The sequence below is a fragment of the Embleya sp. NPDC020630 genome (genome assembly GCF_044334985.1).
Classification (GTDB): Bacteria; Actinomycetota; Actinomycetes; order Streptomycetales; family Streptomycetaceae; genus Embleya.
This window is the reverse complement of the sequence record NZ_JBIRUB010000003.1, coordinates 825701-851858: the sequence shown is the minus strand read 5'-3', so window position 1 is coordinate 851858 and position 26158 is coordinate 825701. Positions and strand designations below refer to the sequence as shown.

Annotated in this window: 20 protein-coding genes and 1 pseudogene; 11 read left to right on the top strand and 10 right to left on the bottom strand. The window is 72.5% G+C overall.

Translation table 11 applies throughout. The features are described from left to right. Positions 1–373 precede the first annotated feature (373 nt). The 7 genes from ACH4XV_RS15215 to ACH4XV_RS15185 all read left to right on the top strand — a co-directional run bounded on the left by ACH4XV_RS15215 (position 374) and on the right by ACH4XV_RS15185 (position 10953). Positions 374–772, top strand: coding sequence for a hypothetical protein (locus ACH4XV_RS15215; protein ID WP_395789829.1), 399 nt, complete (start codon positions 374–376; stop codon positions 770–772). Positions 773–851: 79 nt separating this feature from the next. Beyond that, complete coding sequence (locus tag ACH4XV_RS15210; protein WP_395789827.1) at positions 852–1202, top strand: cupin domain-containing protein; 351 nt, start codon at positions 852–854, stop codon at positions 1200–1202. Between the two features lie 103 nt (positions 1203–1305). Continuing rightward, entirely contained in the window at positions 1306–1908 is a 603-nt protein-coding gene (gene rdgB, locus ACH4XV_RS15205) for an RdgB/HAM1 family non-canonical purine NTP pyrophosphatase (protein ID WP_395789825.1), read from the top strand. A 123-nt stretch (positions 1909–2031) separates the two neighbouring features. Beyond that, complete coding sequence (locus ACH4XV_RS15200) at positions 2032–3141, top strand: PucR family transcriptional regulator (RefSeq protein ID WP_395789823.1); 1110 nt, start codon at positions 2032–2034, stop codon at positions 3139–3141. 126 nt (positions 3142–3267) lie between these two features. Continuing rightward, positions 3268–3912 carry a hypothetical protein gene (locus tag ACH4XV_RS15195; RefSeq protein WP_395789821.1) on the top strand — a complete coding sequence of 215 codons (645 nt, stop codon included), beginning with the start codon at positions 3268–3270 and terminating at the stop codon, positions 3910–3912. 134 nt (positions 3913–4046) lie between these two features. Continuing rightward, on the top strand, positions 4047–6077 hold the full coding sequence (locus ACH4XV_RS15190) for a flotillin family protein (protein ID WP_395789819.1): 2031 nt from the start codon (positions 4047–4049) through the stop codon (positions 6075–6077). A 46-nt stretch (positions 6078–6123) separates the two neighbouring features. Next, on the top strand, positions 6124–10953 hold the full coding sequence (locus ACH4XV_RS15185) for a DNA repair ATPase (protein ID WP_395789817.1): 4830 nt from the start codon (positions 6124–6126) through the stop codon (positions 10951–10953). Here the strand turns inward: ACH4XV_RS15185 and ACH4XV_RS15180 are convergent. Then, the gene (locus ACH4XV_RS15180) at positions 10932–11645 is read right to left on the bottom strand and encodes a GNAT family N-acetyltransferase (RefSeq protein WP_395789815.1); all 714 of its coding nucleotides are present in this window, start codon (positions 11643–11645) and stop codon (positions 10932–10934) included. The two genes, ACH4XV_RS15185 and ACH4XV_RS15180, sit on opposite strands and share 22 nt — an antisense overlap. A 188-nt stretch (positions 11646–11833) precedes the next feature. Here ACH4XV_RS15180 and ACH4XV_RS15175 point away from each other — a divergent pair, with 188 nt between their 5' ends. After that, on the top strand, positions 11834–13396 hold the full coding sequence (locus ACH4XV_RS15175; RefSeq protein WP_395789813.1) for a molybdopterin-dependent oxidoreductase: 1563 nt from the start codon (positions 11834–11836) through the stop codon (positions 13394–13396). 111 nt (positions 13397–13507) lie between these two features. Here the strand turns inward: ACH4XV_RS15175 and ACH4XV_RS15170 are convergent, their stop codons facing one another. Beyond that, entirely contained in the window at positions 13508–14557 is a 1050-nt protein-coding gene (locus tag ACH4XV_RS15170; RefSeq protein WP_395789811.1) for an LLM class flavin-dependent oxidoreductase, read from the bottom strand. Positions 14558–14795: 238 nt separating this feature from the next. Here ACH4XV_RS15170 and ACH4XV_RS15165 point away from each other — a divergent pair, with 238 nt between their 5' ends. After that, on the top strand, positions 14796–16247 hold the full coding sequence (locus ACH4XV_RS15165; protein ID WP_395789809.1) for a catalase: 1452 nt from the start codon (positions 14796–14798) through the stop codon (positions 16245–16247). Positions 16248–16278: 31 nt separating this feature from the next. Here the strand turns inward: ACH4XV_RS15165 and ACH4XV_RS15160 are convergent, their stop codons facing one another. The 6 genes and pseudogenes from ACH4XV_RS15160 to ACH4XV_RS15135 all read right to left on the bottom strand — a co-directional run bounded on the left by ACH4XV_RS15160 (position 16279) and on the right by ACH4XV_RS15135 (position 20889). Then, positions 16279–16941 carry an RICIN domain-containing protein gene (locus ACH4XV_RS15160; protein WP_395789807.1) on the bottom strand — a complete coding sequence of 221 codons (663 nt, stop codon included), beginning with the start codon at positions 16939–16941 and terminating at the stop codon, positions 16279–16281. Positions 16942–17118: 177 nt separating this feature from the next. After that, complete coding sequence (locus ACH4XV_RS15155; protein ID WP_052173837.1) at positions 17119–17421, bottom strand: co-chaperone GroES; 303 nt, start codon at positions 17419–17421, stop codon at positions 17119–17121. A gap of 251 nt (positions 17422–17672) precedes the next feature. Continuing rightward, the gene (locus tag ACH4XV_RS15150; protein WP_395789805.1) at positions 17673–18047 is read right to left on the bottom strand and encodes a DUF3618 domain-containing protein; all 375 of its coding nucleotides are present in this window, start codon (positions 18045–18047) and stop codon (positions 17673–17675) included. Between the two features lie 217 nt (positions 18048–18264). Then, positions 18265–19020, bottom strand: coding sequence for an energy-coupling factor ABC transporter ATP-binding protein (locus ACH4XV_RS15145; RefSeq protein ID WP_395789803.1), 756 nt, complete (start codon positions 19018–19020; stop codon positions 18265–18267). A 66-nt stretch (positions 19021–19086) separates the two neighbouring features. Beyond that, on the bottom strand, positions 19087–19848 hold the full coding sequence (gene cbiQ / locus ACH4XV_RS15140) for a cobalt ECF transporter T component CbiQ (RefSeq protein ID WP_395789801.1): 762 nt from the start codon (positions 19846–19848) through the stop codon (positions 19087–19089). 1 nt (position 19849) lies between these two features. Then, positions 19850–20889: pseudogene (locus tag ACH4XV_RS15135) on the bottom strand (energy-coupling factor ABC transporter permease). Positions 20890–21141: 252 nt separating this feature from the next. Between ACH4XV_RS15135 and bcp the strand changes: the two are divergent. Next, positions 21142–21618: a thioredoxin-dependent thiol peroxidase gene (gene bcp, locus ACH4XV_RS15130; RefSeq protein WP_395789799.1), complete on the top strand. Its 477-nt coding sequence runs from the start codon at positions 21142–21144 to the stop codon at positions 21616–21618. 518 nt (positions 21619–22136) lie between these two features. Here bcp and ACH4XV_RS15125 read toward each other — a convergent pair. Together ACH4XV_RS15125 and ACH4XV_RS15120 are read right to left on the bottom strand one after the other, a co-directional pair. Next, positions 22137–23780 (bottom strand): amidohydrolase, encoded by a 1644-nt coding sequence (locus ACH4XV_RS15125; protein ID WP_395789797.1) that lies wholly within the window; start codon positions 23778–23780, stop codon positions 22137–22139. A gap of 42 nt (positions 23781–23822) precedes the next feature. Then, the gene (locus ACH4XV_RS15120; protein ID WP_395789795.1) at positions 23823–25289 is read right to left on the bottom strand and encodes a purine-cytosine permease family protein; all 1467 of its coding nucleotides are present in this window, start codon (positions 25287–25289) and stop codon (positions 23823–23825) included. Positions 25290–25526: 237 nt separating this feature from the next. Here ACH4XV_RS15120 and ACH4XV_RS15115 point away from each other — a divergent pair, with 237 nt between their 5' ends. After that, on the top strand, positions 25527–26120 hold the full coding sequence (locus tag ACH4XV_RS15115) for a TetR/AcrR family transcriptional regulator (protein ID WP_395789793.1): 594 nt from the start codon (positions 25527–25529) through the stop codon (positions 26118–26120). Positions 26121–26158 lie beyond the last annotated feature (38 nt).

Here is a 26158-nt window from a genome sequence, read left to right as displayed (position 1 = left end):
GCTCGCCTCGCCGCACCGGAGAAACAGCCGAAGAGAACCACTATGCGGCTGCTTCTCCGGCACGCCGAGGCACGGCGCCGGACGACGCGGCCCGATCCACCAAAATCCGCCGGACAGGACCTGGGCCCAGACCTCGGGTCCCGGGGCCTGCGGGGAGGCAACGGCGGTGCCCCGAGAGGGTGTTCCCGGCATACCGTGGCAAAAGGTGGTCACGCGCCGGTTGCGAGTGTCACGTACACGCAACCGACACGCACCGGGTGTGCGACCGTCGGCCCGGCGCGGCCCCGGACACCAGTACGGTCATGGCACCTGGTCATCCCGATCAGCGGCAGCCACAACCGGGCCCGACGGCCCGTCCCTGACGAGGAGCACCATGTTCCGCGCCACGTACCGTCCGCGCCGGGTCCTGCGCGTTACGATCGCCGCCACCGTCATGGCGGGCGCGTTGTTCGCCACCGCCGCGTGCAGCGAGGCGCAGAAGGCGATCTCGTGCGCCGAACTGGCCATGAACCTCACCAACGATGTCTCCGATCTCGGCAAGGTGCTGAACGACCCGCCCGCCGCCCGCAAGGCGCTCGACAACCTCCAGAAGACCTTGAACGACAAGACCAAGGACCTGGACTCCGACGACGCGAAGAACGCCGCGAACGGCCTGGGCGACGTGATCACCCAGCTCAGCACCAAGGCGGCCAACGGCGGCAACCTCAGCGCGAGCGACGTGCAGCCGCTGATCAACGGCGCGAAGAACCTGACCACGATCTGCGTCAAGTAGCCCGCGCGGCGGCGCGCTCGCGATCGTCCGCGCGGAGGCGCAGGATGGAAGTGGTGACCTCCGAAGGAGATGATCCACCATGCTCGCTGTGCGATCGATCAACGAAGCCGACGAGAGCCGCGACATACCGCACGGTCACCTGGACGTGGTCAGTCTGGAAGGTGTCGATTTCGGCGTTGCCCGATTCGAGCCGGGCTGGCGATGGTCGCAGGACGTCGGGCCCATCGCGGGGACCGACACTTGCCAGTTCCACCACAACGGTTACGTCGCCCAGGGACACATGCACATCCGCATGGACGACGGTGAGGAGAAGGACCTGAAGGCGGGCGACGTCTTCGTCTGCGACCCCGGCCACGACGCGTGGGTCGTCGGCGACGAGACCGCGCTGGTCTTCGACTTCGCCGGCAATATCCACGACTACGCCAAGTAGTCGCGCTCACCGACGAAGCGGCGATCCGGGCGCGCGCGCCCGGACGGGGTGACCCGCACGCCCGGTTCGGCCGGTGGCGAGCGGCGACCCTAGGCTTTGCGCCATGAGCCGTCTCGTACTCGCCACGCGCAATGCCAACAAGGTCGTCGAACTCCGGCAGGTCCTCGCGGACGTCGGACTCGACGTCGAACTCGTCGGGATGGACGCCTACCCCGACGTGCCCGACGTGCCCGAGACGGGGCTCACCTTCGCGGCCAACGCGCTGCTCAAGGCGCACGCCATCGCGCGGGCCACCGGGCTCCCGGCGATCGCCGACGACTCGGGCCTGTGCGTGGCCGCGCTCAACGGGATGCCAGGGATCTTCTCCGCCCGCTGGGCCGGTACGCACGGCGACGACTCGGCCAACCTGCGGCTGCTGCTCGCCCAACTGTCCGACATCGCCGACGAACACCGCGAGGCGTGGTTCGCGTGCGCGGCGGCGCTCGCGCTGCCCGACGGCACCGAGCGGGTGGTCGAGGGCCGGTTCGAGGGCACGCTGACCCGCGAGCCGCGCGGCACCGGCGGCTTCGGCTACGACCCGATCCTTCGGGTGGCCGGTGACACCCGCACCGCCGCCGAGTTGACCGCCGCCGAGAAGAACGCGATCAGCCACCGGGGCAAGGCGTTTCGCGCACTGGCCCCGATCGTGGCCGAGCTGATCGGCTGACCACCGCACCCGGCTGCCCGTGCCCGCATCCGCCCGTCCCTGCCGGGATTCGGCAAGGTTGGTAGCGTCTTCGTGCCGGATTTCCGGCAGCGAAGCGGGGCTACGGGGTACGGGGGAAAAGGCGTGAAGAGCGAAGACGCGATACCCGCCGAGTTCCTGCACGACTGGGCCGAACTGCTCGGCGAGATCTCGACCACCGGGCGGTTGTTGCGGCGCGCCGAGTTGGACGTGCTGGCCGACCTCGGCGAGCGGGCGGCGGAGGCCGGACACCACTGGCGGGCGCTGGTCGACCTGTACCTGCGCGAGACCCGCCGGGTGTGGGCCACGCTGCCGGGCGTCGCCCGCGCGGGCAGCGTGGGCGAGGCGGCCCGGGCGGGCGAGGCGGTACTGACCGCCTCGGAGGCGGCGATCACCGCGCTGGGCGCCGGCCACGAGCGGGCCCAGCGGTTGGCGGTCCGCCAAGAGGAGGCCGCCCGCCGCGAGTTCATCGACGACCTGCTGTACGGCCGCAGCGATCCGGGCCGACTCGCCGAGCGCGCCGAGCGGTTCGGGCTGCGGCTGGCCCGCGCGCACGCGGTCGCGGTGGCGGTGGGCGAGGTGGCGTACGACGAGGCGCACCCGCTGGTCCGCCGGGTCGAGCGCGAGCTGATCGGTCGATTCGGCGAACGCGACGTGCTGCTGACCACCAAGGGCGGCCGACTGGTGTGCATCGCGCCGGACGACGAACGGCCGGTGCTCGCCGCCTTCGCCAAGCACGCGACCTGGTCGGGCGGTGGCCGGGAGAGCGCCGACCGGGTCGCCCTGGGCCGCTCGCACCCGGGCGCGGGCGGGGTCGTGCTGTCCTACGAGGAAGCGCTGGGCGCGCTGGACCTGGCCGAGCGGCTGGACCTGCCGGGCCCGGTGCTCGACGCCGCCGATCTGCTGGTCTTCCCGGTATTGCTGCGCGACCGGGCGGCGATGGCCGATCTGGTGCGCTCCGCGCTCGGCCCGCTGGTGCACGCGCGCGGCGGCGCGGCCCCGCTCCTGGAGACGATCACGGCCTGCGCGGCGGCGGGCTACGTCAACGCCGAGGCCGCCCGCCGGCTGCGGATCAGCGTACGCACGCTCTCCTATCGGCTGGAGCGGATCCGGACGCTGACCGGATACGACCCGGGCGACGCGTTGCAGCGCTACACCCTGGAGACCGCCGCGCTCGGCGCCCGCGTTCTGGGCTGGCCGGGTACCCCCCTTTGACCGGGCTTTCCCCGGGTCGCGGATCGGATGTCAAGGAGCCGTCAACACTGCCGGCTTCCGGCAATGCGCGCGGGTCCGCGGCGGTGCCACCATGACGGCGCACGACAGGCCGAGGGGGGTGGGACGGTGGGGGATTTCGTGCGGGCGGCACTGGCGTTTCCCGCCGTCCTGTTCAGCTTCGCGCTCGTCGTGGTGGCGGCCTACTGGCTGCTGGTGTTGATCGGCGGTGTCGCCGTGGGCCATGGCGGCCCCGGGGGTGGTCATCATGGCGGGCACTGGGCCCACGGGGGTCATGACGGTCACGGGGGCCATGGGGACCACGGCCCGGGCGACACCGCCGGTGTCCCGGTCACGGTGACGATCTCGTTCGCGATCGCCGTGACCTGGTTCTGCTGCCTGGTCGGTACCGCGTTGACCGAGCGGTGGTGGCTGCGCGCCGCGGCGCTCCCCGCGGCGCTCGGTGCCGGATGGTTGGCCGCGCGCCTCGCGCGGGCCCTGGGCCGCCGCTTCCTGAAGCCCGAACGGCCCTCCCTGCGGGCCGACTTCGTCGGTCGTACCTGTCTGATCCGGACCGGTCGGGTGGGCCACGACTTCGGTCAGGCCGAGGTCCGGGCCGAGGACGGCTCGACCGCGCTCCTCCAGGTCCGCACCGACGAGAGTGGGCTGGTCTCCGGCAACACCGCGTTGATCTTCGACTACGACGTCGCCGGCGAGTTCTTCCGGGTCACCCGCTTCGACAGCGCGCTGGACCCGGACCGCGTCACCGGCTGATCCCCTCCGTGTTCCCGTCCGGCCCGAGCCGGTCCACGGGCACGCGCCCGCCCGCCTTCCACTCCGCCCGCCCTCCGCCGCGCGCCTTTGCCCGCGCGGTCACCAACGTCCCGTTCGACCAGGGGATTTCACTGATGGATGCCATCACCGTGGGCATCGGCGTGCTCGTCGCCGTCGTCCTGCTCGTCGTGCTCGTCGTCTTCCTCGCCGTGACCCGGCTCTACCGCAAGGTCTCGCAGGGCCAGGCCCTGATCATCTCCAAGGCCAACACGGTCGACGTCACCTTCACCGGCGCCGTGGTGCTGCCGGTGCTGCATCGGGCCGAGACCATGGACATCTCGGTGAAGACGATCGAGATCCGCCGGACCGGGCGCGAGGGGCTGATCTGTCGGGACAACATTCGGGCGGACATCCACATCTATTTCTTCGTCCGGGTCAACAAGACCGTCGAGGACGTGATCAAGGTGGCCCAGGCGATCGGTGCGGACCGGGCCAGCGACCGGGCGGCGATCCAGGACTTCTTCGCGGCCAAGTTCGCCGAGGCACTCAAGACGGTCGGCAAACAACTCGACTTCGTCGACCTGTACACCAAGCGCGAGGAGTTCCGGGACCGGATCCTCGCGGTGATCGGCACCGACCTCAACGGCTACCACCTCGACGACGCCGCGATCGACTTCCTCGAACAGACCCCGATGAGCCAACTCGACGCCGCGAACATCCTGGACGCCCAGGGCATTCGCAAGATCACCGAGCTGACCACCATCGAGCACGTGCGCACCAACGAGTACCAGCGCACCGAGGAGAAGGAGATGACCCGGCAAAACGTCGAGGCCCGCGAGACGGTGCTCGAACTGGAGCGCCGCCAGGCCGACGCGGAGATCAAGCAGCGCCGCGAGATCGAGATCAGCCGCGCCCGCGAGGAGGCGGAGACCTCCCGGGTGCAGGCCGAGGAGCGGCTGCGCGCGCAGTCGGCGCACATGAAGACCGAGGAAGCGCTCGGGATCCAGAACGAGAACCGCGAGCGCGAGGTCGCCGTCGCGCAGAAGAACCGCGAGCGGGTGATCGCGGTGGAGAACGAGCGGATCGAGAAGGACCGCCTCCTGGAGGTGATCGCCCGCGAGCGGGAGACCCAGCTGCGCCGGATCGCCGGCGACAAGGAAGTCGAGGCGGAGAAGCGCGACATCGCCGAGGTGATCCGCGAGCGGATCGCGGTCGAGCGCACGGTGGCCGCGCAGGAGGAGGAGATCAAGAAGCTGCGGATGGTCGAGGAGGCCGAACGCGAGCGGCAGGCGCAGATCATCCACGCCGAGGCCGAGGCCCAGGGACGGCTGGTCAAGGACATCAAGGCGGCCGAGGCCGCCGAGCAGTCGGCCGGGCACCGCGCGGCCGAGCAGCTCACCATGGCCGAGGCCCGGCGCAAGTCTGCCGAACTGGACACCCAGGCCGCGATCCGCGCCGCCGAGGGCAAGCGGGCCGAGGCCGCCGCGGTGGGCCTGGCCGAGGCCGAGGTGACCGAGCGGATGGCCGAGGCGGTGTCCAAGCGGGGCCATGCCGAGGCCGCGGTGACCCGAGAGAAGGCGCTGGCGAGTGCCGACGGGCTGCGCGAGCGGCTGAAGGGCGAGGCCGAGGGCCTGACCGAGAAGGCCGCCGCGATGGCCGCGCTCGACGAGTCCAGTCGGGTGCACGAGGAGTACCGACTGCGCCTGGAGGCGGAGAAGGAGATCCGGCTCGCCGGTCTGGAGGTGAACCGGCAGATCGCCGAGGCGCAGGCCACCGTGCTGGCCACCGGCCTGGAGAACGCCAAGATCGACATCGTCGGCGGGGACAGCATGTTCTTCGACCGGATCATGGGCGCGATGGCCGCCGGGAAGAGCGTGGACGCCTTCGTCGACCGCTCCGACACCGTGCGCACGATGGCCGCCTCCTGGCTGGACCCGAACGGCTCGACGTTCGTCGACGACCTCGGCGCGCTGGCCGCGGGCCTGGGCTCGGGCGGCGTGCGCGACCTGACCCTCGCGGGCGCGCTCGGCGCGCTGATCGCCGGCGGCGGACCGCAGTCGGCCACCCTCCAGGGCCTGCTGGACGCGGTCCGTGCCGGCGGACTGGGCGAGACCCGGCTCGCCGACCTGACCGCCCCGGCCCGGCTCAACGGCCTGGCCAAGTAGCGGGGGCTGCGCGATCACCGTGCCGGACAGAGGAGTTGACCCGAACGTGAGCGGCCAGGCGGGCGGCCCGGAGGCCGAGCCCGGGACCCATGAGGTGCCGGGCGCCTCGGAGGCCGAGCCCGGGACCTACGAGGTGCTGCGCGACCGACTGCTCGCCGCCGCCCGCGAACTGGGCGCGCGGGCAGATGAGTTGAACGAGCGCCGGGTGCGCACCTACGGCGGCGGCGCGCCGGCGCTGACCGGCACCCACCGACTGCACACCGAACGGGCCGTGGTGGCCCGGGACATCGTCCAGGTCGGCGGTCTGCTCCTGGCCGGTTGGAACACCGACGGCGGGTCGGGCGAGGAGGTGGCGCCCGCCGACGTGTTCGCGCTGTATCGGCGCACCTCGGAGGGCTTCGTGCCCGCCCCGACCGACGCCGTCCCGGGCCTGCTCGACGACGCCCGTTTCCGGCAGGACTTCACCGAGTTGTACCGCTACTTCCGGGACACCCGGCTGCTGCAACTGCGCGACACCGGGACCCACCTGCTCGCGGTCTTCCGGGTCGGCGAACGCCTCACCGACATACGGGTGTTGCGCTGGCGACTGGCCCCCGACGGCACCCCCGCCTACCTCGACGCGCAGGGCGAGCGCGAGCACGTCTTCCCGGACGCGTACGACTTCGCCTGGACCGAGAGCACCCGCGCCGACCACGTCCCGGGCCGGCACCCGCACATCGCGATCGCCGACACGCTGTACCTGGCCACGTCGGGCGGGCGGCTCGTGGTCAAGGTCGAGAACGACACCGAGACCGCCGAGGGCGTCTACGCGGAACCCGTCGACGACCCGCTCCAGTCGTTGGCCGACGCCGAGGTCGCGCACGCCCGGGTCGGACCGCTGCTCCTGGTCCGGGTGCGCCCGTACAACGAGAGCGACCCGCGTCACCTGGTGTACAACACGCGCACCGCCGAGGTGCGCCGCCTCGACGGCATCGCGGCGGCCTGCCGGCGCCTGCCCGACGACCAGGGCATCGTCTTCCCCGGCGGCTATCACCCGAGCACGGGCGGCGCGCGCACCTTCGACATCGACACCACCGACGCCGAGTTCGAGGCGACGGTGCGCTCGCCCAACGGCGAGGACGTGCTGTACGTGTTCCACGCCCGCGCCGAGGGCCGGGTCACGCTGCTGTCCTACAACGTGATCCGCGAGGAGGCCGCCGCGCCGATCGTCGGGCACGGCCGGGCGTTCTTCGCGGACGGCACGATGGCGATCCTGCGGGTCCTCGACCCCGAACCCACCCGCACCCACACCGTCCAGGTGTGGGACACCCCGTACACCTCGGACGCGTACGCGGCGGCGCGCCCGCCGGGCACCGGCCCACTGGCCCGGATCGGCAACCCGGAACTGGTCCGCGGCATCGCCGCCTGCCTCGGGATCGCCGCGATGGCCGAGGAGACGGCGCCCACGACCGCCGTCTTCACCGCGATCACCGCCGCCGCGGCCCGGGTCGAGGACACCCACCACTGGCTCGGCGACCCCGAACTCGGCTCCCTCGCCGCGCCGTTGGCCACCGTTCGTGGTGCCGCGGCGGAGGTCGTCGAGGAGTTCCGCCGGATCCTGGACCTGCGCCGGATCGCCGCCGACACGCTGGCCGAGGCGGTCGCGAGCACCACCGCGCTGACCCGGCGGGTGCGCGGCGAGGTGCCGGACAGCGCCGGCGCCTGTGTCCGGCAGCTCGGCGAACTGCGGCATGCGCAGGGCCGGTTGGCAAGCCTGCGGGACATCCGCTACCTGGACGCGGGCGCGCTCGCCGAGGCGGATGCCGCGCTGGTCGCGGCACTGGCCGAGGCGGGCCGGCGGGCGGTGGCGTTCCTGGCCGACGACGACGCCTTCGTGGCCACCCACCGGACCGTCGACGAGCTGACCGCCGAGGCCGCCGCGCTGACCACCGTGGCCGAGGCCGCCGCGCTGACCGCCCGGATCGAGGAACAGGCCGACGGGCTGCGCGTGGTCACCGAGGTGATCGGCACCCTCGACGGCACCGACGCCGGCGTGCGCACCACGATCCTGACCCGGATCGGCGAGGTCCTGGGCGGGGTCAACCGGGCCCGCGCGACCCTGGACGCACGCCGCCGCGACCTGCTCGACGCCGAGCAGCGCGCCGAGTTCGCCGCCGAGATGGCGCTGTTGGAGCAGACCGTGGTCGGCGCGCTGGCCGCCGCCGAGACGCCCGAGGAGTGCGACGAACACCTGGCCCGGCTGCTGGCCCGGATCGAGGACCTGGAGGCCGGATTCGGCGCGCTCGACGAGCACCTGGCCCGGATCGGCGCCGAACGCGAGCGCATCCACGACGCGTTCACCGCCCGCAAGCAGGCCCGACTCGACGAGCGGGCCCGGCACGGCAGCCGCCTCGCCGACTCCGCACAGCGCGTCCTGACCACCATCGCCCGCCGGATCACCACCCTCGCGAGCATCGACGAGATCAACACCTGGTTCGCCTCCGACGCCCTGGTCGGCAAGGTCCGCTCGACCGCCGGCGAACTGCGCCGCCTCGGCGACCCGGTCCGCGCCGGCGAGTTGGAGGGCCGGCTCACCGCGGCCCGCCAGGAGGCCGTCCGGTCCCTGCGCGACCGGGCCGAGCTGTACGACGCGGCGGGCACCGTACGGCTCGGCCGGCACCGGTTCGCTGTGCACGACCGCCCGATCGAGTTGACCCTGGTCCCGCACGGGGACACCCTCGCGTTCGCGATCACCGGCACCGACTACCGCGAGGTGGTGCGCGAGCCGCTGCCCGCCGCCCATCGGGTCTTCCACGACCAGCCGCTGGGCTCCGAGTCGCCGCAGCTCTACCGGGCCGAATACCTCGCGGCGGTGGTGCTCGCGGAGACCGAGGGCCGCCCGATCGACGCGCTGCCGGCCGACGAACTGCTCGCCGAGGTGCGCCGGATCGCGCTGTCCCGCCCCGGCGAGGGCTACGACCGGGGGGTGCACGACCGGGACGCCGCCGCGCTGCTCGCGGCCGTACTGCGCCTGCGCGCCGGGGCCGGGCTGCTGCGGTTCGCGCCGGAGGTACGGGCCGCGGCCCAGCTGTACTGGGCGCACGGCGTCGCCGCCGACGCCCGGCAACCCTGGATGATTCGGGCCCAGTCGCTCGGCCGGGCCAGGGACACCTTCGGCCCGATCCCCGCCGTCGCCGACCTGGCCGCCGAACTCGGCGAGCGGGCAACCGGGTTCCTGGCCGAGGCGCTGGCCCCGCCCACCGCGCCCGGCACCACGATCGGCGCCTACCTGTTCGAGGAACTCGCCGCCGGCGGCCCGCGCTTCGCCACCGGCGCGGTCGCCCGCACGCTCCTGGCCGGCTTCCGCGCCTCGCTCGGGGGCGACGACGCCCCGGCGGCCAAGGACTTCGCCGAGGACCTGCGCGCCCTCGACGGCGACCTGGCCGCCCGACACCAACTCGTCGGCGCCTGGCTCGGCGCCTACGCCGCCCGCCTCGACACCGACCCGCCCCCGGAGTTGGCCGAGGCGATCGCGGTCGAGGTGTGCGGGGCGGCGCTGGAGCGACACCACGTCGACGCCCCGATCTCCGCCACCGTCACCGGCCTGCTCGGCGCCCACCCGCGGGTGGCGAGCGGCGGCACGCTGGACCTGCGGCTGGACGAATTCCTGGTGCGCACCGACGCGTTCCGCCGCACCCGGGTGCCCGCTTACCGGGCGTACCAGCGTCGGCGCGCCGAACTGCTGGCCGCCGCCCGCGAGCGGCTGCGGCTCGACGCGCACACCCCCCGGGTGATGTCGGCGTTCGTCCGCAACCGGCTGATCGACGAGGTCTACCTGCCGCTGATCGGCGACAACCTGGCCAAACAGCTGGGCGCCGCGGGGCCGGACCGGCGCACGGACAGTCAGGGGCTGCTGCTCCTGCTGTCCCCGCCCGGCTACGGCAAGACCACGCTGATGGAGTACGTCGCCGCCCGACTGGGCCTGCTCTTCGTCCGGATCGACGGTCCCGCGCTCGGCGCGCGCACCACGTCCCTGGACCCGGCCGCCGCACCGGACGCCGCCGCGCGGCGCGAGGTGGAGAAGATCGGGTTCGCCCTGGAACTGGGCGCCAACGTGCTGCTGCACGTGGACGACATCCAGCACGTCTCGCCTGAACTGCTGCAGAAATTCGTCTCGTTGTGCGACGCGCAGCGGCGGATCGAGGGCGTGCGCGACGGCGGGTCGCGCAGCTACGACCTGCGCGGGAAACGTTTCGCGGTGTGCATGGCCGGCAACCCGTACACCGAGTCCGGCGCGCGTTTTCGGATCCCGGACATGCTGGCCAACCGGGCCGACGTGTGGAACCTGGGCGAAGTACTCGGCGGGCGCGAGGAGTTGTTCGCGCTCAGCCACGTCGAGAACGCGCTGACCGCCAACCCGGTCCTGGCCCCGATCGCCGGGCGTGACCGGGCCGATCTGGACCTGCTGATCCGGTTGGCCCGCGGCGATGGCACCGCGCGCCCGGATCGACTCGCGCACCCGTACGACGCGACCGAACTGGACCGCATCCTGGCCGTGTTGCGCCGACTGCTGCATGTGGTGGAGACGGTGCTCGCGGCGAACCGGGCCTACATCGCCTCGGCCGCGCAGTCCGAGGCGGCGCGCACCGAACCGCCGTTCCGGTTGCAGGGCTCGTATCGGGACACCAACAAGCTGGCCGAGCGCATCCTGCCGGTCCTGGACGAGGCGGAGGTGGAACGGCTGTTGGACGACCACTACGCGGCGGAGGCGCAGACGCTGACCACCGACGCGGAGGCCAACCTGCTCAAGCTCGCCGAACTGCGCGGCCGGTCGACCCCCGAGCAGCGGGCGCGGTGGGCGGAGGTGAAGCGGGCCTACCTGGCGGGGCGCGGCTGAGCGGAGGCGGCCTCCGGCGCGGCCTCGGCGGCCTGCGTCGGCTGCTCCGGGATCCACGCGGCGGTGAGCACGCCGTGTTGGGTCCACCCCAACGTGCGGTACAGCTCCCGCCCGGCGGCGGTGGCGACCAGGACGCCGGTCCGGGCGCCGCGCGCGGCGGCGGCGTCGGCGAGCACGGTCATCACCACGCTGCCCAGGCCGCGCCTGCGGTGCGCGGGGTCGGTGTGGATCTGGTCGGCCACCGCTGTGTCCCCGGTGACCCCGATCCGCCCGTGGGCCGCGACCGCGCCGTCGGCGGCGAGCAGCCGGCCGAAGGTGGTTTCGTCCCGGGTCTCGACCTCGATCGTGTAGCCGGCCGGCGCCGCCACCGGTTGCCGGCGCAGCGGTCCGGTCATCGGGTACTCCGGCTCGCCCACGGTCCACGCGGAGGTGAGCGCGGGCCGTACCCGCTCGACGGGCGCGAGGGTCTTGATCCAGGTGCCGGGCTCGGTCCGGGCCCGGACCACCTCGGCGGGACGCTCCGGGTCGAAGAACACGTAGCGCACCCGATGCCCCGGCAGTCCGACGTCGAGCCGGTACCCGCCGTCCACCGCGACCGGCGCCGGCACCGCCCGAGCCACCGCCCACCCACCGACCCAGGCCCGGATCAGCTCTGCGTCGGACATGACCCGTTCCCGATCGGCGGTGCTCACGACAACTCCCCATACGGCGGCGACACGAACCGATCAAGCTTATTGCAATGTGTTTGCAACAAGCCTCGGGTTTCCCGCCGCCGGGTCGCTGACGCTTCGTCACACAACGGTAAGCAGGCGATTCGTCCGCCGGCCGGGTCGGAGCGTCAGGATGAGGGAAGGCGGATTTCGAGCGTGAGGTGGGCGTGGTGCGGCGTGCCGGCGGGATCAGGGCCGCGGTGGTCGGCGTGGTGTCGGCCGCGGTCGCGGTGGGGGTGGCCGAGGCGGTTGCGGCGTTCGTCCGGCCGGAGGCCACGCCGTTCGTGACGATCAGCGGGGCGATCACCGACCGGGCGCCGACCGGGCCGCGCGAGTGGGCGATCCGTACCTTCGGGACCGGCGACAAGGCGTTCCTGCTGACCGTGATCGCCGTGCTGCTCGCGCTGTTCGCGGCCGGCCTCGGGGTGCTCGCCGCCCGTCGGCTCCGCTACGGCGTCGCCGGGGTCCTGGCGCTCGGCGGCTTCGCCGTGTGGACCGCCGCCGACCGTCCCTCGTACCGCGCCGCCGATCTGGCGCCGACGCTGGTCGGCACGCTGTTCGGGGTGCTCGCGCTGGTCCTGCTCACCCGCCCCGACCTGGTCGACCGCCGCCCGCTCGCCCGCCCGCTTCCGGTCGCGCCCGAGGACGACGCGGCCGAACCCGCCCCGGACACCGCGCGCCGCACCGTACTCGTGGTCGGCGCCGCCGCCGCGGCCGCGCTGGCCGGGTTCGGCGGCCGGATGCTCCAGCACGCCCGCTTCAACGCGGAGAAGTCCCGGGCCGGCGTCGCGGGCACGCTGCCCCGGCCGATCAGCGCGGCGGCCCCGGCGGGCCCCGGCTTCGTCGCCCCGGGGCTGACCCCGTACCTGACCCCGAACGCGGACTTCTACCGGATCGACACCGCGTTCACCGTGCCGCAACTGCGCGCCGAGGACTGGGAACTGCGCATCCACGGCATGGTCGACCGGGAGATCCGGCTGAGCTACGAACAACTGCGGGCCCGCTTCCCGATCGAGCGGGACATCACCCTCGCGTGCGTGTCCAACGACGTCGGCGGCGACCTGATCGGCAACGCCCGGTGGCTGGGCACCCCGCTGGCCGACCTGCTGCGCGAGGCGGGCGTGCGGCCCGGCGCCGACCAGATCGTCTCGCGTTCGCCGGACGGGATGACCATCGGCACCCCGCTGCGCGAGGTGATGGACGGGCGCGACGCGATGCTGGCGTACGCGATGAACGGCGAGCCGCTGCCGATCAAGCACGGCTTCCCGGTCCGGATGGTGGTGCCGGGCCTGTACGGGTACGTGTCCGCGTGCAAGTGGATCGTGGACATCGAGGTGACCCGGTTCGCCGCGTTCAGCGCCTACTGGGTCCGGCTCGGCTGGGCCCGCGAGGCCCCGATCAAGACCCAGTCGCGGCTGGACACCCCCCGCGACGCGGCGGTCCTGCGCGCCGGCCCCGTCCCGGTCGCCGGCGTCGCCTGGGCCCAGCACCGGGGCATCACCGCGGTGGAGATCCGGGTCGACGACGGCCCCTGGCAAGCCGCCGAACTCGCCCCGCAGACCACCACCGACACGTGGCGCCAGTACCGGTGGACGTGGGACGCCACTCCGGGCCGGCACACCCTGCGGGTACGCGCCACGGACGGCACCGGCGCGGTCCAGACCGACAAGTCGGCCGACGTGATCCCCGACGGCGCCACCGGCCACCACCACATCGAGGTCACGGTCCGCTGAGCGGTGGACCGAGCCGAGGGCGGGCCGAGCCTCGGGCTCACCGACCCGAGGGCCCGCCGAGCCGAGGCGCACGCCCGGCCCGGCGGCCCCCACCGCCGGGCGGCGCGCCCCTCACTCCTCGATCAGCCCCCAAGCCTTCGCGATCAACTCGTACGACCGGATTCGCGCGTCGTGCCCGTACACGTTGCTGATCACCATCAACTCGTCCACCTGCGTGCGCTCGCGCAACTCCCGCATGCCCGCGCGCACGTCGGCCAGGTCCCCGCTGATGTGCTGCCGCTGGTAGCTCTCCACGAACTCGCGCTCGGCCGGCGTCCACGGGTACGCCTCGGCCTCCTCCGGCGACGGGATGCGCCCGGGGTTGCCGCTGCGCAGCTTCAGCATCGACAACGCCTGGGACAACGCGAGCCGCTTGGCCTGCTCCCGGGTGTCGGCCGCGATCACCCCGGCCGCGATCATGGCGTACGGCTCCTTGAGCGACGCCGACGGCTGGAACGACTCGCGGTACAGCTCCAGCGCGGGCAGCGTGTGCTGTCCGCTGAAGTGGTGCGCGAAGGCGAACGGCAGACCCAGGATCCCGGCCAGCTGCGCGCTGTAACCGCTCGACCCGAGCAGCCACACCGGCGCCTCCGCGGTGGCGAACTCGCCGCCCGCCTCGATTCCGGACGCGGGACCCGGCACCGCGTGCATCCGCGCGTACGGGTGCTCCTCGGCGAAGCGTCCGGTGACGAAGCCGATCAGCTCGCCGAGCGCCTGCGGGAACTCGTCCACCGACTCGGCGCCGCCGCCGCGCCGCAGGGCGCGCATGGTGACCTGGTCGGTGCCCGGGGCCCGGCCGATGCCGATGTCGATCCGGCCCGGGTGCAGCGCCTGGAGGGTGCCGAACTGCTCGGCCACCACGAGCGGCGCGTGGTTGGGCAACATCACCCCGCCCGAACCCAGGCGCAGCGTGGTGGTGTGCGCGGCCAGGTGCGCGAGCAGCACCGGCGGGGACGAACTGGCGATGCCGGGCATGTTGTGGTGTTCCGCCACCCAGAACCGATGGAAGCCCCACTGTTCGGTCCGCTTCGCCAATTCGGTACTCGTCCGTAGCGCCTCGGTCGCCGAATATCCCGTCCCGACCGGTGCCAGGTCCAATACCGACAGCTTTACCGCGTCCACTCCGCGTCCCTCTCTCCGGCCCGCTCTCGGCCGTCACTCGGCCTGTTTCCCGGCCGCATTCCGGCCCGTGTCCCGCTCCGCCCGCCGCTCCGCACGCAGGCGTACTCGTGCTTTGAGGTGCAACCGCCCCACACCCCGTGCTGTTCCGCCGGCCAGGCGTGCCGGGGAGCACATCGGGCATAAGGAGCAATCGGACCCAACCCACGCGCGACCCGAAACCACGAAAGGGATATCGGCGATGACCGAACGCCCCACGACCACGACCGACGCGGGCATCCCCGCCCCGAGCGACGAGTTCTCGCTCTCCGTCGGACCCAACGGTCCGCTGCTGCTCCAGGACCACTACGTCATCCAGAAGATGGCCCAGTTCAATCGAGAGCGGGTGCCGGAGCGGGTGGTGCACGCCAAGGGCGGCGGTGCCCACGGCGTGTTCCGGGTCACCCAGGACGTGAGCCGGTTCACCAAGGCGGATCTGTTCCAGCCGGGTCGCGAGACCCCGATGTTCATCCGCTTCTCCACGGTCGCCGGCGAACTCGGCTTCCCGGACACCGTGCGCGACCCGCGCGGATTCGCGATCAAGTTCTACACCCGGCACGGGAACTACGACCTGGTCGGCAACAACACGCCGATCTTCTTCATCCGGGACCCGAGCAAGTTCTCCGACTTCATCCACTCACAGAAGCGCCGTTCGGACACCCACCTGCACGATCACGACATGCAGTGGGACTTCTGGACGCTCTCACCGGAGTCGGCGCACCAGGTGATGTTCCTGATGTCCGACCGGGGCACCCCCAAGACGTGGCGCAATATGCACGGCTTCGGCAGCCACACCTTCATGTGGGTGAACGCGGGCGGGGAGAAGTTCTGGATCAAGTACCACTTCCTGACCGACCAGGGCATCGAGAACTTCACCGACGCCGAGGCCGCCGCCATGGCCGGCGAGGACCGCGATTTCCACCTGCGCGACCTGCGCGAGGCGATCGCCCGCGGCGACCACCCGTCGTGGACGCTGCACGTGCAGGTGATGCCGTTCGAGGCGGCGGCCGACTACCGCTTCAACCCGTTCGACCTGACCAAGGTGTGGCCGCACGGCGACTACCCGCTGATCGAGGTCGGCCGGATGACGTTGAACCGCAACCCGGCGGACTACTTCGCCGAGGTCGAGCAGGCCTCGTTCGAACCGGCCAACCTGGTCCCGGGCATCGGCGCCAGCCCGGACAAGATGCTCCAGGGCCGGTTGTTCAGCTACCCGGACACGCACCGCTACCGGATCGGGCCGAACTACCTCCAGCTGCCGATCAACCGGCCGATCGTGCCCGTGCACTCCTACAACAAGGACGGCGCGATGCGGTACGAGAACTACGGCGACCCGGTGTACGCGCCGAACAGCCGCGGCGGACCGGTCGCCGACCCGGCGCCGTACGAGGACGAGAACTACGAGGTCGCCGGCGAGATCGTGCGCTCGGCCTACCGGCCGCACGCCGAGGACGACGACTTCGGCCAGCCGGGCACGCTGTACCGCAAGGTGATGTCCGAGACCGACCGGGAGCACCTGGTCGGCAACATCGTCGGTCACATGAAGAGCGACGGTCCGGTGACGGCCGAGGTGTTGCCCCGGGTGATCGAATACTGGACGAAGGTCGACCCGGACCTGGGCGCGCGCGTCGCGAAGAAGTACAACGGCGGTTGACGCACGCCATCGACGGCCCGGCGGCTGCCGCTCAGGCGCCGCTGGGCCGCCACACCGATCCGGAGCCGACCGGGACCAGGCCCAGGCCCTGCTGGCCGCCGACCTGGTCGCCAAGCCCGAGGGCGGCCCCGTTGCGGGCCACCAAGACCACGCCGGAGCCGCTGGGCTGCGGCTTCCACATCTGGTTCTCGGCCCGCCCGCAGTCGTCCTGGTAGGCGCGCGGCTCCCGGCCGCCGGACACCTCCAGGCACTTGCGCGAGAGCGCCGACTCGAGCCGGACGAAGCCGCCGCCCGCGTCGCGGACCACCCACTGCTGGTTGGCCTTGCCCGGTCCCACCGGGTACGCGATCACCGCGGCCCGATCCCGGTCGCTGGCGCCCATCACGTCCATCGCCCGACCGTCCGGCAGCAGCAGCACGTAGCGCCCGCCCGCGGCCAGCGGCGGTTTGGCGGACGCGGTCTTGGACGGCGTCGGCGACGCCGAGGTGGGCGCGGCGGTGGTCGGCGGCGCGGAGCTGATCTGCCCGGCGGTCACCGCCGTCGGCGAGCGCGAGGCGGTCGGCCCCGGCGAGGTCGCCGCGGCATGCGAGGAGCCCCCGTCGCCACCGTCGAACACGCCGACCAGGCCGCCGGCCAGGAAGCCCGCCAAGGCGACCGCGCACAGCGCCGCTATCCAGATCCGACGTCGCGGCATCTGTCCCTCTCCTCGTGGCCGGTCTTCCCGCGGATCGGGACATCCTGGCAGAAGAGTTCACCCCAAGGGGTGAATCGGCCGGTGTGGGCCGCCGGATGGTGAACGGTCTCACCATCCGGCGTGCGGAGGACGCCGTGGTCGATCCGCCGGATCGGTCGGCGTCGGGGCGGACAGGGCCTAGAGGTACAGGCCGGTGGCCTCGCCGGAGACCTCGATGCGTTCGGCGGCGACCGCGTGCAGGTCGCGTTCGCGCAGCAGTACGTACGGGACCCCGCGCACCTCGACCTCGGCGCGCTCCTCGGGGTCGTACAGGACACGATCGCCCGGCTCGACGGTGCGGACGTTCTGGCCGACCGCGACCACCTCGGCCCACGCCAGCCGCTTGCCGACCTGCGCGGTCGCGGGGATCAGGATGCCGCCGCCGGAGCGGCGCTCACCCTCCGCCGCGTCCTGGCGGACCAGGACACGGTCGTGCAGCATGCGGATGGGCAGCTTCTCGCCGAGGTCGTGGGCGGTGTTGTTGCTCGAAGACTGGGACCTGTCGGAACTCACGCTTCGACAAGCTACCCGTCCGAGGCCGAACGTGCGTCACCGGGAGGTGTGATGTCCCGATCCGCTTCGGCCCGGAATCGGTCCCGGAACGGTTTCGACCCGGAAACGGCCCCGAATCGGCCTCGGCCGAGCCGCACGCGGTCGGGCCGGGCGTCGGCCCGACCGGCGTGCCGCGGCGGTCAACGCTTCTTGGCGGCCTTGGCCTTCTTCGCCGCGGCCTTGTCGCGGCCCCGGCTCTTGACCAGGACGACCAGCAGGATGAGCCCGGCCACGCCGCCCGCGAGCGGCACGATGTGCTCCATGCGCGGTGCGCCGGTGTCGCTGTCGATGAACTGCGCCCGTACCTTGTCCTTCGCGCGGGCCGCGACGTTGGCCGGCTTCACCCGGTCGACGATCTCGTCCAGGGTCACCGCCAGGTTGGCCCGGGCCGCCTCGATGTCCCGTTCGATCTGCTGCGGCGTACGCCGGTCGGGGGCACCGTTCACATCGTGGCCGGCGGACTTGCCGTCCCCGTGCCCGGCGTTCGAAACGTCAGCCTTGTGTGCACCGTTCACCGACTCCACCCGACTCCGTTCAGCGTGTGCCGTCACCGGACGGCCCAATGCCGCCCGGCCTTGCCGCTCCAACTCCGCCGGAGACAGTTCCCGCCCGTGGTCGCTCACAACCCGTCCTCCCCGGCTCCTGCGCTCGTATGTCGCCCAAGTCTGTCAGTTACCTCCCCGGCCCCGGGTCAACCGGGTCCCGTGGCGTGCGTCGGCGCGCTGCGGACGGCTACGCCGGGACCGAGGACGGGTCGAAACCGTAGGGCAGTTCGAGTCGGTGGGCGGCCATCAGGTCGCGGTCCAGGAGCAGGTCGCGGGTGTCCCCGTCGGCGACCACCACGCCGCCCGCGAGCACCGCCGAACGTGGACACAGCTCCAACGCGTAGGGCAGGTCGTGGGTCACCATCAGCACCGTGACGTCGAGCGAACGGAGCACGTCGGCCAATTCGCGTCGGCTCGCCGGGTCCAGATTCGACGACGGCTCGTCCAAGACCAGGATCTCCGGCTCCATCGCCAGCACCGTGGCCACCGCGACCCGGCGGCGCTGGCCGTAGCTGAGGTGGTGCGGCGGCCGGTCGACGAAGTCGGCCATGCCCACGCGGTCGAGCGCGTGCCGCACCCGCCCCTCCAGCGCGGCGCCGCGCAGGCCGAGGTTGGCCGGGCCGAACGCGACGTCCTCCCGGACGGTGGGCATGAACAGCTGGTCGTCCGGGTCCTGGAAGACGATGCCGACCCGGCGGCGGATCTCGCGCAGGTGCTCCTTGGCCACGGGCAGTCCGGCCACCTCGACGGTGCCGGCGCCGGCGGTCAGGATTCCGTTCAGGTGCAGGACGAGGGTGGTCTTGCCGGCGCCGTTGGGGCCGAGCAGGGCGACCCGTTCGCCGCGGGCGATGGTCAGGTCGACGCCGAACAGGGCCTGGTGGCCGTCCGGGTAGGCGTAGGCGAGGCCGCGGACGGCGAGGGAGGGGGGCGGGGACTCACTCACGTGGGGTACTCCGTTCTCGGGTCGCGCGGGGTCGCGGATCCCGCGATTGTCCGATCACGCGCGAGGTCACCGGAGCAGCGCCCCCGCCCACACCGCGAACGCCGCCGCGGGCAGCGTCGCGGCGGCGGCCCACTGGGCGGCGCCGGCGCGGGTGTCCACGAGGATCGGCATGGTCCCGGTGTACCCGCGGCTGAGCATCGCCAGGTGCACCCGCTCGCCGCGCTCGTAGGAGCGGATGAACAGCGCGCCGGCCGACTTGGCCACCGTCGGGGTCTGGCGCAGGTCACGCGCGACGAACCCGCGCGATTCGCGGGCGATCCGCATCCGGCCCATCTCGGCGGTGATCACCGCGCCGTAGCGCAGCATGAACGACATGATCTGCACGAGCAGCGCCGGCATGCGCAACTTCTGGAGGCCGAGCAGCAGGGCGCGCAGTTCGGTGGTGGCGGCGAGCAGCACGCCGGCGACGACCCCGAGGGTGCCCTTGGCGAGCACGTTCCAGGCGCCGAGCAGGCCGTCGTGGCTGACCGTCAGGCCCAGCACCTCGACCGTCGGGCCGTCGGCCACGAAGGGCAGGAGCAGCGCGAAGAGCACGAACGGGGTCTCCACCAGCATGCGGCGCAGCACGAAGCCGGCCGGGACGCGGGCGAGGGCGGCGACGACCGCGAGCAGCGCCGCGTACGCGCCGAAGGCCCAGTAGGCCTCGCGCGGGGTGGACACCGTCGCCAGGACGAAGCCGATCAGCGCGAGCAGCTTGCAGTGCGGCGGCAGTCGATGCACGGGGGAGTCGCCCGGGCGGAAGAGCCGGTGTTCGGGTCCGCCGGCCATGTCAGCCGCCGCTGCCCGAACCGACGCCGTCGCGGGCGGGCCTCGCCGGGACGGTGTCGACCGGACGGCGCCGAACCAGCCAGAACACGCCGGTGCCGACGGCGAGGGTGGCCGCGACGCCGATCACCCCGGCCAGGCCGCCGGACAGGCGTTCGTTGTGCACACCCTTGACGTTGTAGTCGGCCAGCGGGCCGTCCTTGAGCTGGTGGTCCTGCTCCTTGGCGTCGATGCCCTTGTCGGCGGACACCTTCTCCAGGCCGTCGGGGCTTTGGCTGGCGTAGTAGCTGACGAATCCGGCCAGGACCAGGGCGAGCACGGCCCCGGCGATCAGCAGGGTGCGGGTACGGACGCGGGTCATCGGGTCTCCCCAGCCGAGCGCAGTTCGAGGGGACGCGCCAGGCCGCGCGCGCCGTGGACGAGGTCGGGCCGCACCGCCAGCACGCTGGAGACGGTGGCGGCGGTGATGATCGCCTCGCCGATGCCGATCAGCACGTGCACGCCGATCATCGCGCCGGCCACCTTGCCGATCGATACGTCGGTGGTGCCGCCGATCGCGTAGAAGAGGGTGAACACGCAGGCGGCGGCGGGCACCGAGACCAGCGCGCCGACGAACGCGGCGATCGGCACGGACGAGTGCCGGGCGGGCAGCAGGCCGAGGGTGAGGCGGTACAGGCCGTAGCCGACCACGACCGTCACGACGCCCATGATGGTGATGTTCAGGCCGAGCGCGGTCAGTCCGCCGTCGGCGAAGAACAGGCCCTGCATCAGCAGTACGACCGCCACGCACAACACGCCGGTGTAGGGGCCGACCAGGATCGCGGCGAGCGTGCCGCCGAGCAGATGGCCGCTGGTGCCGCCCGCGACGGGGAAGTTGAGCATCTGGACGGCGAAGACGAAGGCCGCGACCAGGCCGGCGAGCGGCGCGGTGCGCTCGTCCAGCTCGCGGCGTGCGCCGCGCAGGCCGACGGCGACGCCGGCGACCGCGATCACGCCGGCGCCCGCGGATACGGGGCCGTCGATGAAGCCGTTGGGTATGTGCATGTGGCCCCTCCCGAAATGCCGGATTCGGCGGAGGGATCCTATGACGTCCCGACCCACCTGCAAAAGGCTTGCAATTGGGTGATGGTGGCAACAAGGGCGCTCGCGCGTCGGTTTTTGCCCTGCTTTGACGAAGAACGCGCCCCGGGGACGCGCGGCCGGCCGGGGGTGCGCGGCCGGGATCGGTCCGACCGCGGCGCTAGCGTTGCGGCGTACGTTTTGCGTTGCCGAGCGATTCGATTCGAGGAGTTCTTCGTGAGCGACCGCCTCCAGGCGGGCGACACCGCCCCCGCCTTCACCCTGTCCGACGCCGACGGTGCGTCCGTCTCGCTGTCCGACTACGCGGGCCGCAAGGTCATCGTGTACTTCTACCCGGCCGCGCTGACCCCGGGCTGCACCAAGCAGGCGTGCGACTTCACCGACAACCTCGACCTGCTGGCCGGGGCCGGCTACGACGTGCTGGGCATCTCGCCGGACAAGCCGGAGAAGCTGGTCAAGTTCCGGGAGAAGGAGAACCTGCGGGTGACGCTGCTGGCCGACCCGGACAAGGCCACGCTGGAGGCGTACGGGGCCTTCGGCGAGAAGACGATGTACGGAAAGACGGTCAAGGGCGTGATCCGCTCCACGTTCATCGTCGACGAGACCGGCAAGGTGGAACGCGCCCTGTACAACGTCCGCGCGACGGGCCACGTGGCCAAGCTCCTCAAGGACCTGAAGCTCGCCACCACCTGAGGCCCGGCCTCCCGCCCGAGGTCGGGCCGGCCGGGCCTCAGACGCCGGCCGGGCTGCCGGGTGGTCGGCCCGAAGCCCGGGCAGGCGGCCTCAAACGCCGGCCGGGCTGTGTTGGGTCGGCCCGATGCCCGGTCGGCCGGCCTCAAACGCCGGCCGGGCTGAAGTGGGCTTGGCCTGAAGTCGAGTGGCGGCCTCGGTGCCGGGTGGGCGGCCTCAAGCGCCGGCCGGGCTGAGGTGGGCTTGGCCTGAAGTCGGGTGGTGGTTTCGGTGCCGGGTGGGCGGCCTCAAGCGCCGGCCGGGCTGAGGTGGGCTTGGCCTGAAGTCGGGTGGTGGTCTCGGTGCCGGCCGGGCTGAGCAAAATCCAGCCCGGCCGGCGTTTGAGGCCACCTCGGCCGGAGGCCGGGTAAGTCAGCCCGGCCGGCGTTTGAGGCCGGCCGACCGGACACGGGCCGAGCCCACCTCAGCCCGGCCGGCGTTTGAGGCCGCCGCCGGCCGGCCGATCCCTGCCCGCCCGGCCGTCAGGCCCTGTGGACGACCTCGCCGCCGACCGCGACGACCTCGCAGATCGTGCCCGGAATCTCCGCAGGCGCGACCCGCAGGATGTCGCGGGAGAGTACGACGAAGTCGGCGAGTTTGCCGACCGTGAGCGAACCGCGTTCGTGTTCCAGGAAGTTCGCGTAGGCCGAGCCCATCGTGTAGCCGTGGATCGTGGCCTCCACGTCGAGCGTCTCCTCCGGGACCCACGCCGCCCCGCCGGCCAGCGGCGCGCGGGTGAGCGCCGTGTACACGCCGACCATCGGGTCCATCTCGGCCACGTTCCAGTCGCTGGACAGCGCCAGGACCGCCCCGGCGGCCCGCAGGCTCCGCATCGGCCACGCCTTGTGCCAGCGCTCCTCGCCGACGTTCTCCGCCCAGTCCTGCCCCGGCCCGGCGATCTCCGGCGCGCAGTGCCTGGGCTGCATGCACGCCACCACGCCCAGTTCGGCGAAGCGGGGCACGTCCGCCGGATCCAGGCACTCCACGTGCACCACCTGGTGCCGCGCGTCCCGCTCGCCGTTGACCGCCCGGGCGTGCTCGACCGCGTCCAGGACCGTGCGGATGCCCCGGTCCCCGGTCGCGTGCACGAAACACTGGAAGCCCCGACCGTCCAGCCGCGCGAGCAGATCGGCGAACTCCGACGCGGGGTAGAACGTCTCGCCCCGATGACGGGCGCACCCGTGATACGGCTCCAGGAGCGCGGCGGTGCGCGGCTCGACCACGTCGTCGATGTACAGCTTCAGCGGCCCCACCCGCAGCCGATCGTCGGCGAACTCCTCTGCCGCCGCCGCGAATTCGTCCAGGTCGGCGTCGGTCGTGCCCCTCGGGTGGAACAGCGCCGCGACGATCCGCGAGCGCAGCCGACCCTCGTGCCGCGCCCGGGTGTACAGGGCCAGGTCGTCGAGCGAGTTCTGCGGCTCGACCACGGTGGTGATGCCGAACCGGATCGCGTCGTCCAGGCTCTTGGCCAGCCGCCCGTACTGCCGGTCGGCCGAGGCCCACGGCACGCCCAGCTCCCGCAGCGCCCGATGCCCGTCACGGGAGAGCCCGCGCACCGCGAAGTCCTTGACGAAGCCCGTCGGTTCGCCCGTCTCCGGGTCCTTGTCCACCCGACCGAAGGGCAGCACGTCGCTGTCCCGGGTGATGCCGAGCCGCTTGATCGCGGCGCTGTTGAGCCACGCCGTGTGTACGTCGTAGCTGAGTACGAAGGCCGGCACGTCGCCGGTGACCGGGTCGAGGTCGCTCGCGCGCGGCATGCGCCCGTCGGGAATCGCCGAGTAGTCGAACGCCTCCGCCTCGATCCACTCGGCGTCCGGGTTGGCCGCCAGCCAGGCGCCGATCCGTGCGTGGATGTCGGCCAACGTGCGCGCCCCCGCGAGCTGTACGCAGGCGTCGTCCGAGCCGAGCCGGACGTGGTTGTGCGCGTCGATGAAGCCGGGCAGCACCCGCCGCCCGGCGCCGTCGAGCACGGTGGTCTCCGGACCGATCCAGGCCGCCGCGTCGGCGTCCGCGCCCACCCAGGCGATCCGCCCGTCCCGGACGGCCAGCGCCTCGGCCTCGGGCACATCGGGATCGACGGTGTGGATGAGCGCGTTGCGCAGGACCAGGTCGGCGGTGCGGGACACGGTGACAACTCCAGAGGGTGATGGGGGTCGGGTGCGGGTGGATCAGTGCTTGGCGAACTGTGGTTCGCGGCGGGCGAGGGCCCAGTAGAGAAGTCCGGAGACGACCGCGCCGAGCAGCGTGAAGTCGCCGTCGAAGGTCTCCACGAGCGCGCCGGTCCACAGCGCGGACTCGGCGGTCAGCGCGGCGAAGACGATGCCGGCGCCGAGCGCGATCATCCCGGCGGGATGGAAGCCGCGGATGTACCAGTAGGCGCCGCCGCGCATGTCGTGCAGGCCGTCGGCGTCGTAGCGGCAGCGGCGCATCAGCGTGTCGGCGATGAACACGCCGCCCCACGGCGCGAAGACCACCACGAGCACGGACAGGAAGCTGGTCAGGTTGTCGGTGAAGTTGCCGTTGAACAGCGCCCACAACGAGCCGACCAGGATGAACGCGGTGCTGACCAGGATGCCCCTGGAGCGCGACCACGGGATGCCGAGGACCTGGAGGTTCAGGCTGGAGGAGTACAGGGTCAGGATCGAGTTGGTGATCGAGCCGCCCACCACGAGCAGCAGGAACGGCGCCTCGAACCAGCCGGGCACCAGGTCGGCCACGCCCGCCACCGGGTCGCTCATGTCCGCCTGGGTGGCGGCGGCCACGCCGAGTACGCCGAGCAGCACCGACGAGAGCATCCCGCCGGCCGCGCCCCACAGGGTGATCGAGCGCAGCGAGGTGTCCCGGGGCAGGTAGCGGGTGTAGTCCGAGGGCATCGGCAGGTAGGAGATCGGGCCGGCGACCATGACCAGCACGGCGAGCGAGATCGCGTGGAACGTGTTCGAGGTCTCGGGCGCGTCGCCGGTCTTCAGGCCGGGGACCACGAACAGGATCAGCAGGCCGAAGCCGATGCCCAGGACGTAGGCCATCCAGCGCTCCGCGGCCTGCACGGTGGCGTGCCCCCACATCGCCACCGCGAAGGTGAGCGAGAGGGTGATCGCCAGCGCGACCACCCGGGCGAGGTCGCCGCCGGCCCAGCCGAGCTTGGCGAACAGCCCTTCGAGGGCGAAGGTGCCGACCACGGTGTTGAGGATGGTGTAGCCGATCCCGACGACCCAGTTGAGCAGGCCGGCGGGGAAGTTGCCGTGTACGCCGAACGCGGCGCGCGAGATCACCAGGGTCGCGGTGCCGGTGCGGACGCCGGCGAGGCCTAGGGCGCCGACCGCGAAGAAGGACAGGCCGGTGACGACGACTACGGCGATCGCCGCCCAGAACGACAACCCGAACATCACCGCGAGGGTGCCGTTGATCACGAAGGTGAAGGAGAGGTTCGAGCCGAACCAGAGCCAGAAGACGTCCCTGGCGCTGCCGTGGCGCTCGTGGTCCGGGATCGGGTCGATCCCGTGTGTCTCCACCTGGAACAGCTCGTCGGAGGCGACGCCGGTGCCGGACGGGGTGGTGTGCGGAGCGTCGCGGGGGAGGGCGCTTCGGGCGGCGCTTCCGGCGGCGTTCGCGGAGTCCGTGTGGGGCAGGGACACCGGACCTCCTCTTCGTGGTGTGCGGCTCGGTCGTTCGTGGTGCGCGGCCGGCCGAAAGCTTGAATGGCATTCAAGAACTTTGAACGTCACTCAAGGTGCGCCGAGGTGGGGGAGGGTGTCAAGAGTTCGTGCCGAAGAGGGGGAGAATTTGACCGTCGTTCAAGGTTCGCGGCCTCGGGGGAGTAGGGTCGAGCCCTTGCGCGGGCGGGGTGGTCGCGCGGTCGAGAGGCGGTATCGGTGGTGGCCACGAGGCGGCGCGACGGTCGGATCGCGCAGGACCGGATGCTGGAGGAGGCCGTCGCGGCGATCGCCGAGAACGGCCTGGCCGCGCTGACCATGTCCGGTCTGGCCGAGCGCCTGGGCACCAGCGGCGGGCACATCCTGTACTACTTCGGCAGCAAGGATCAGCTGCTCCTGGCGGCGCTGCGCTGGAGCGAGGACCGGCTGACCGAGGAGCGCACCCGGCTGCTCGCCCGCCGGGTCGCCGCCGATCGTAAGTTGGACCTGTTCCTGGACCTGTACCTGCCGGTCGGCCCGCGCGATCCGCGCTGGATGCTCTGGGTGGAGCTGTGGGCCCGGACGGCGGGCAACGCGGAACTCCTGGCCGCGCAGGACGAGATCGACCTCGGGTGGCAGCGCGACCTGGCCACGGTGCTGGCCCGGGGGGCGGCCAAGGGGGTCCTCGTCGTGGATGATCCGGCGATGGCGGCGTCCGAGTTGCTGGCGCTGCTCGAGGGGCTGAGTACGCGAACCGTCCTGGGGCTGGGCGGGACCACGCGCGAGGGGGCGCTGGTGTTGGCGCGGCGGGCGACGGGGCGGCTGGTCGGCTGAGCTCGGCCGGGGCTTGAAGACACGCGCCAAGGTGCCGG

What these genes read in the sequence shown, in the direction of transcription:
- ACH4XV_RS15215 (WP_395789829.1), top strand. Translation starts at nt 374, where the DNA reads ATGTTCCGCGCCACGTACCGTCCGCGCCGGGTCCTGCGCGTTACGATC.
- cbiQ (WP_395789801.1), bottom strand. Translation starts at nt 19,848, where the DNA reads ATGGCCGGCGGACCCGAACACCGGCTCTTCCGCCCGGGCGACTCCCCC.
- ACH4XV_RS15155 (WP_052173837.1), bottom strand. Translation starts at nt 17,421, where the DNA reads ATGCTGCACGACCGTGTCCTGGTCCGCCAGGACGCGGCGGAGGGTGAG.
- ACH4XV_RS15165 (WP_395789809.1), top strand. Translation starts at nt 14,796, where the DNA reads ATGACCGAACGCCCCACGACCACGACCGACGCGGGCATCCCCGCCCCG.
- rdgB (WP_395789825.1), top strand. Translation starts at nt 1,306, where the DNA reads ATGAGCCGTCTCGTACTCGCCACGCGCAATGCCAACAAGGTCGTCGAA.
- ACH4XV_RS15190 (WP_395789819.1), top strand. Translation starts at nt 4,047, where the DNA reads ATGGATGCCATCACCGTGGGCATCGGCGTGCTCGTCGCCGTCGTCCTG.
- ACH4XV_RS15160 (WP_395789807.1), bottom strand. Translation starts at nt 16,941, where the DNA reads ATGCCGCGACGTCGGATCTGGATAGCGGCGCTGTGCGCGGTCGCCTTG.
- ACH4XV_RS15210 (WP_395789827.1), top strand. Translation starts at nt 852, where the DNA reads ATGCTCGCTGTGCGATCGATCAACGAAGCCGACGAGAGCCGCGACATA.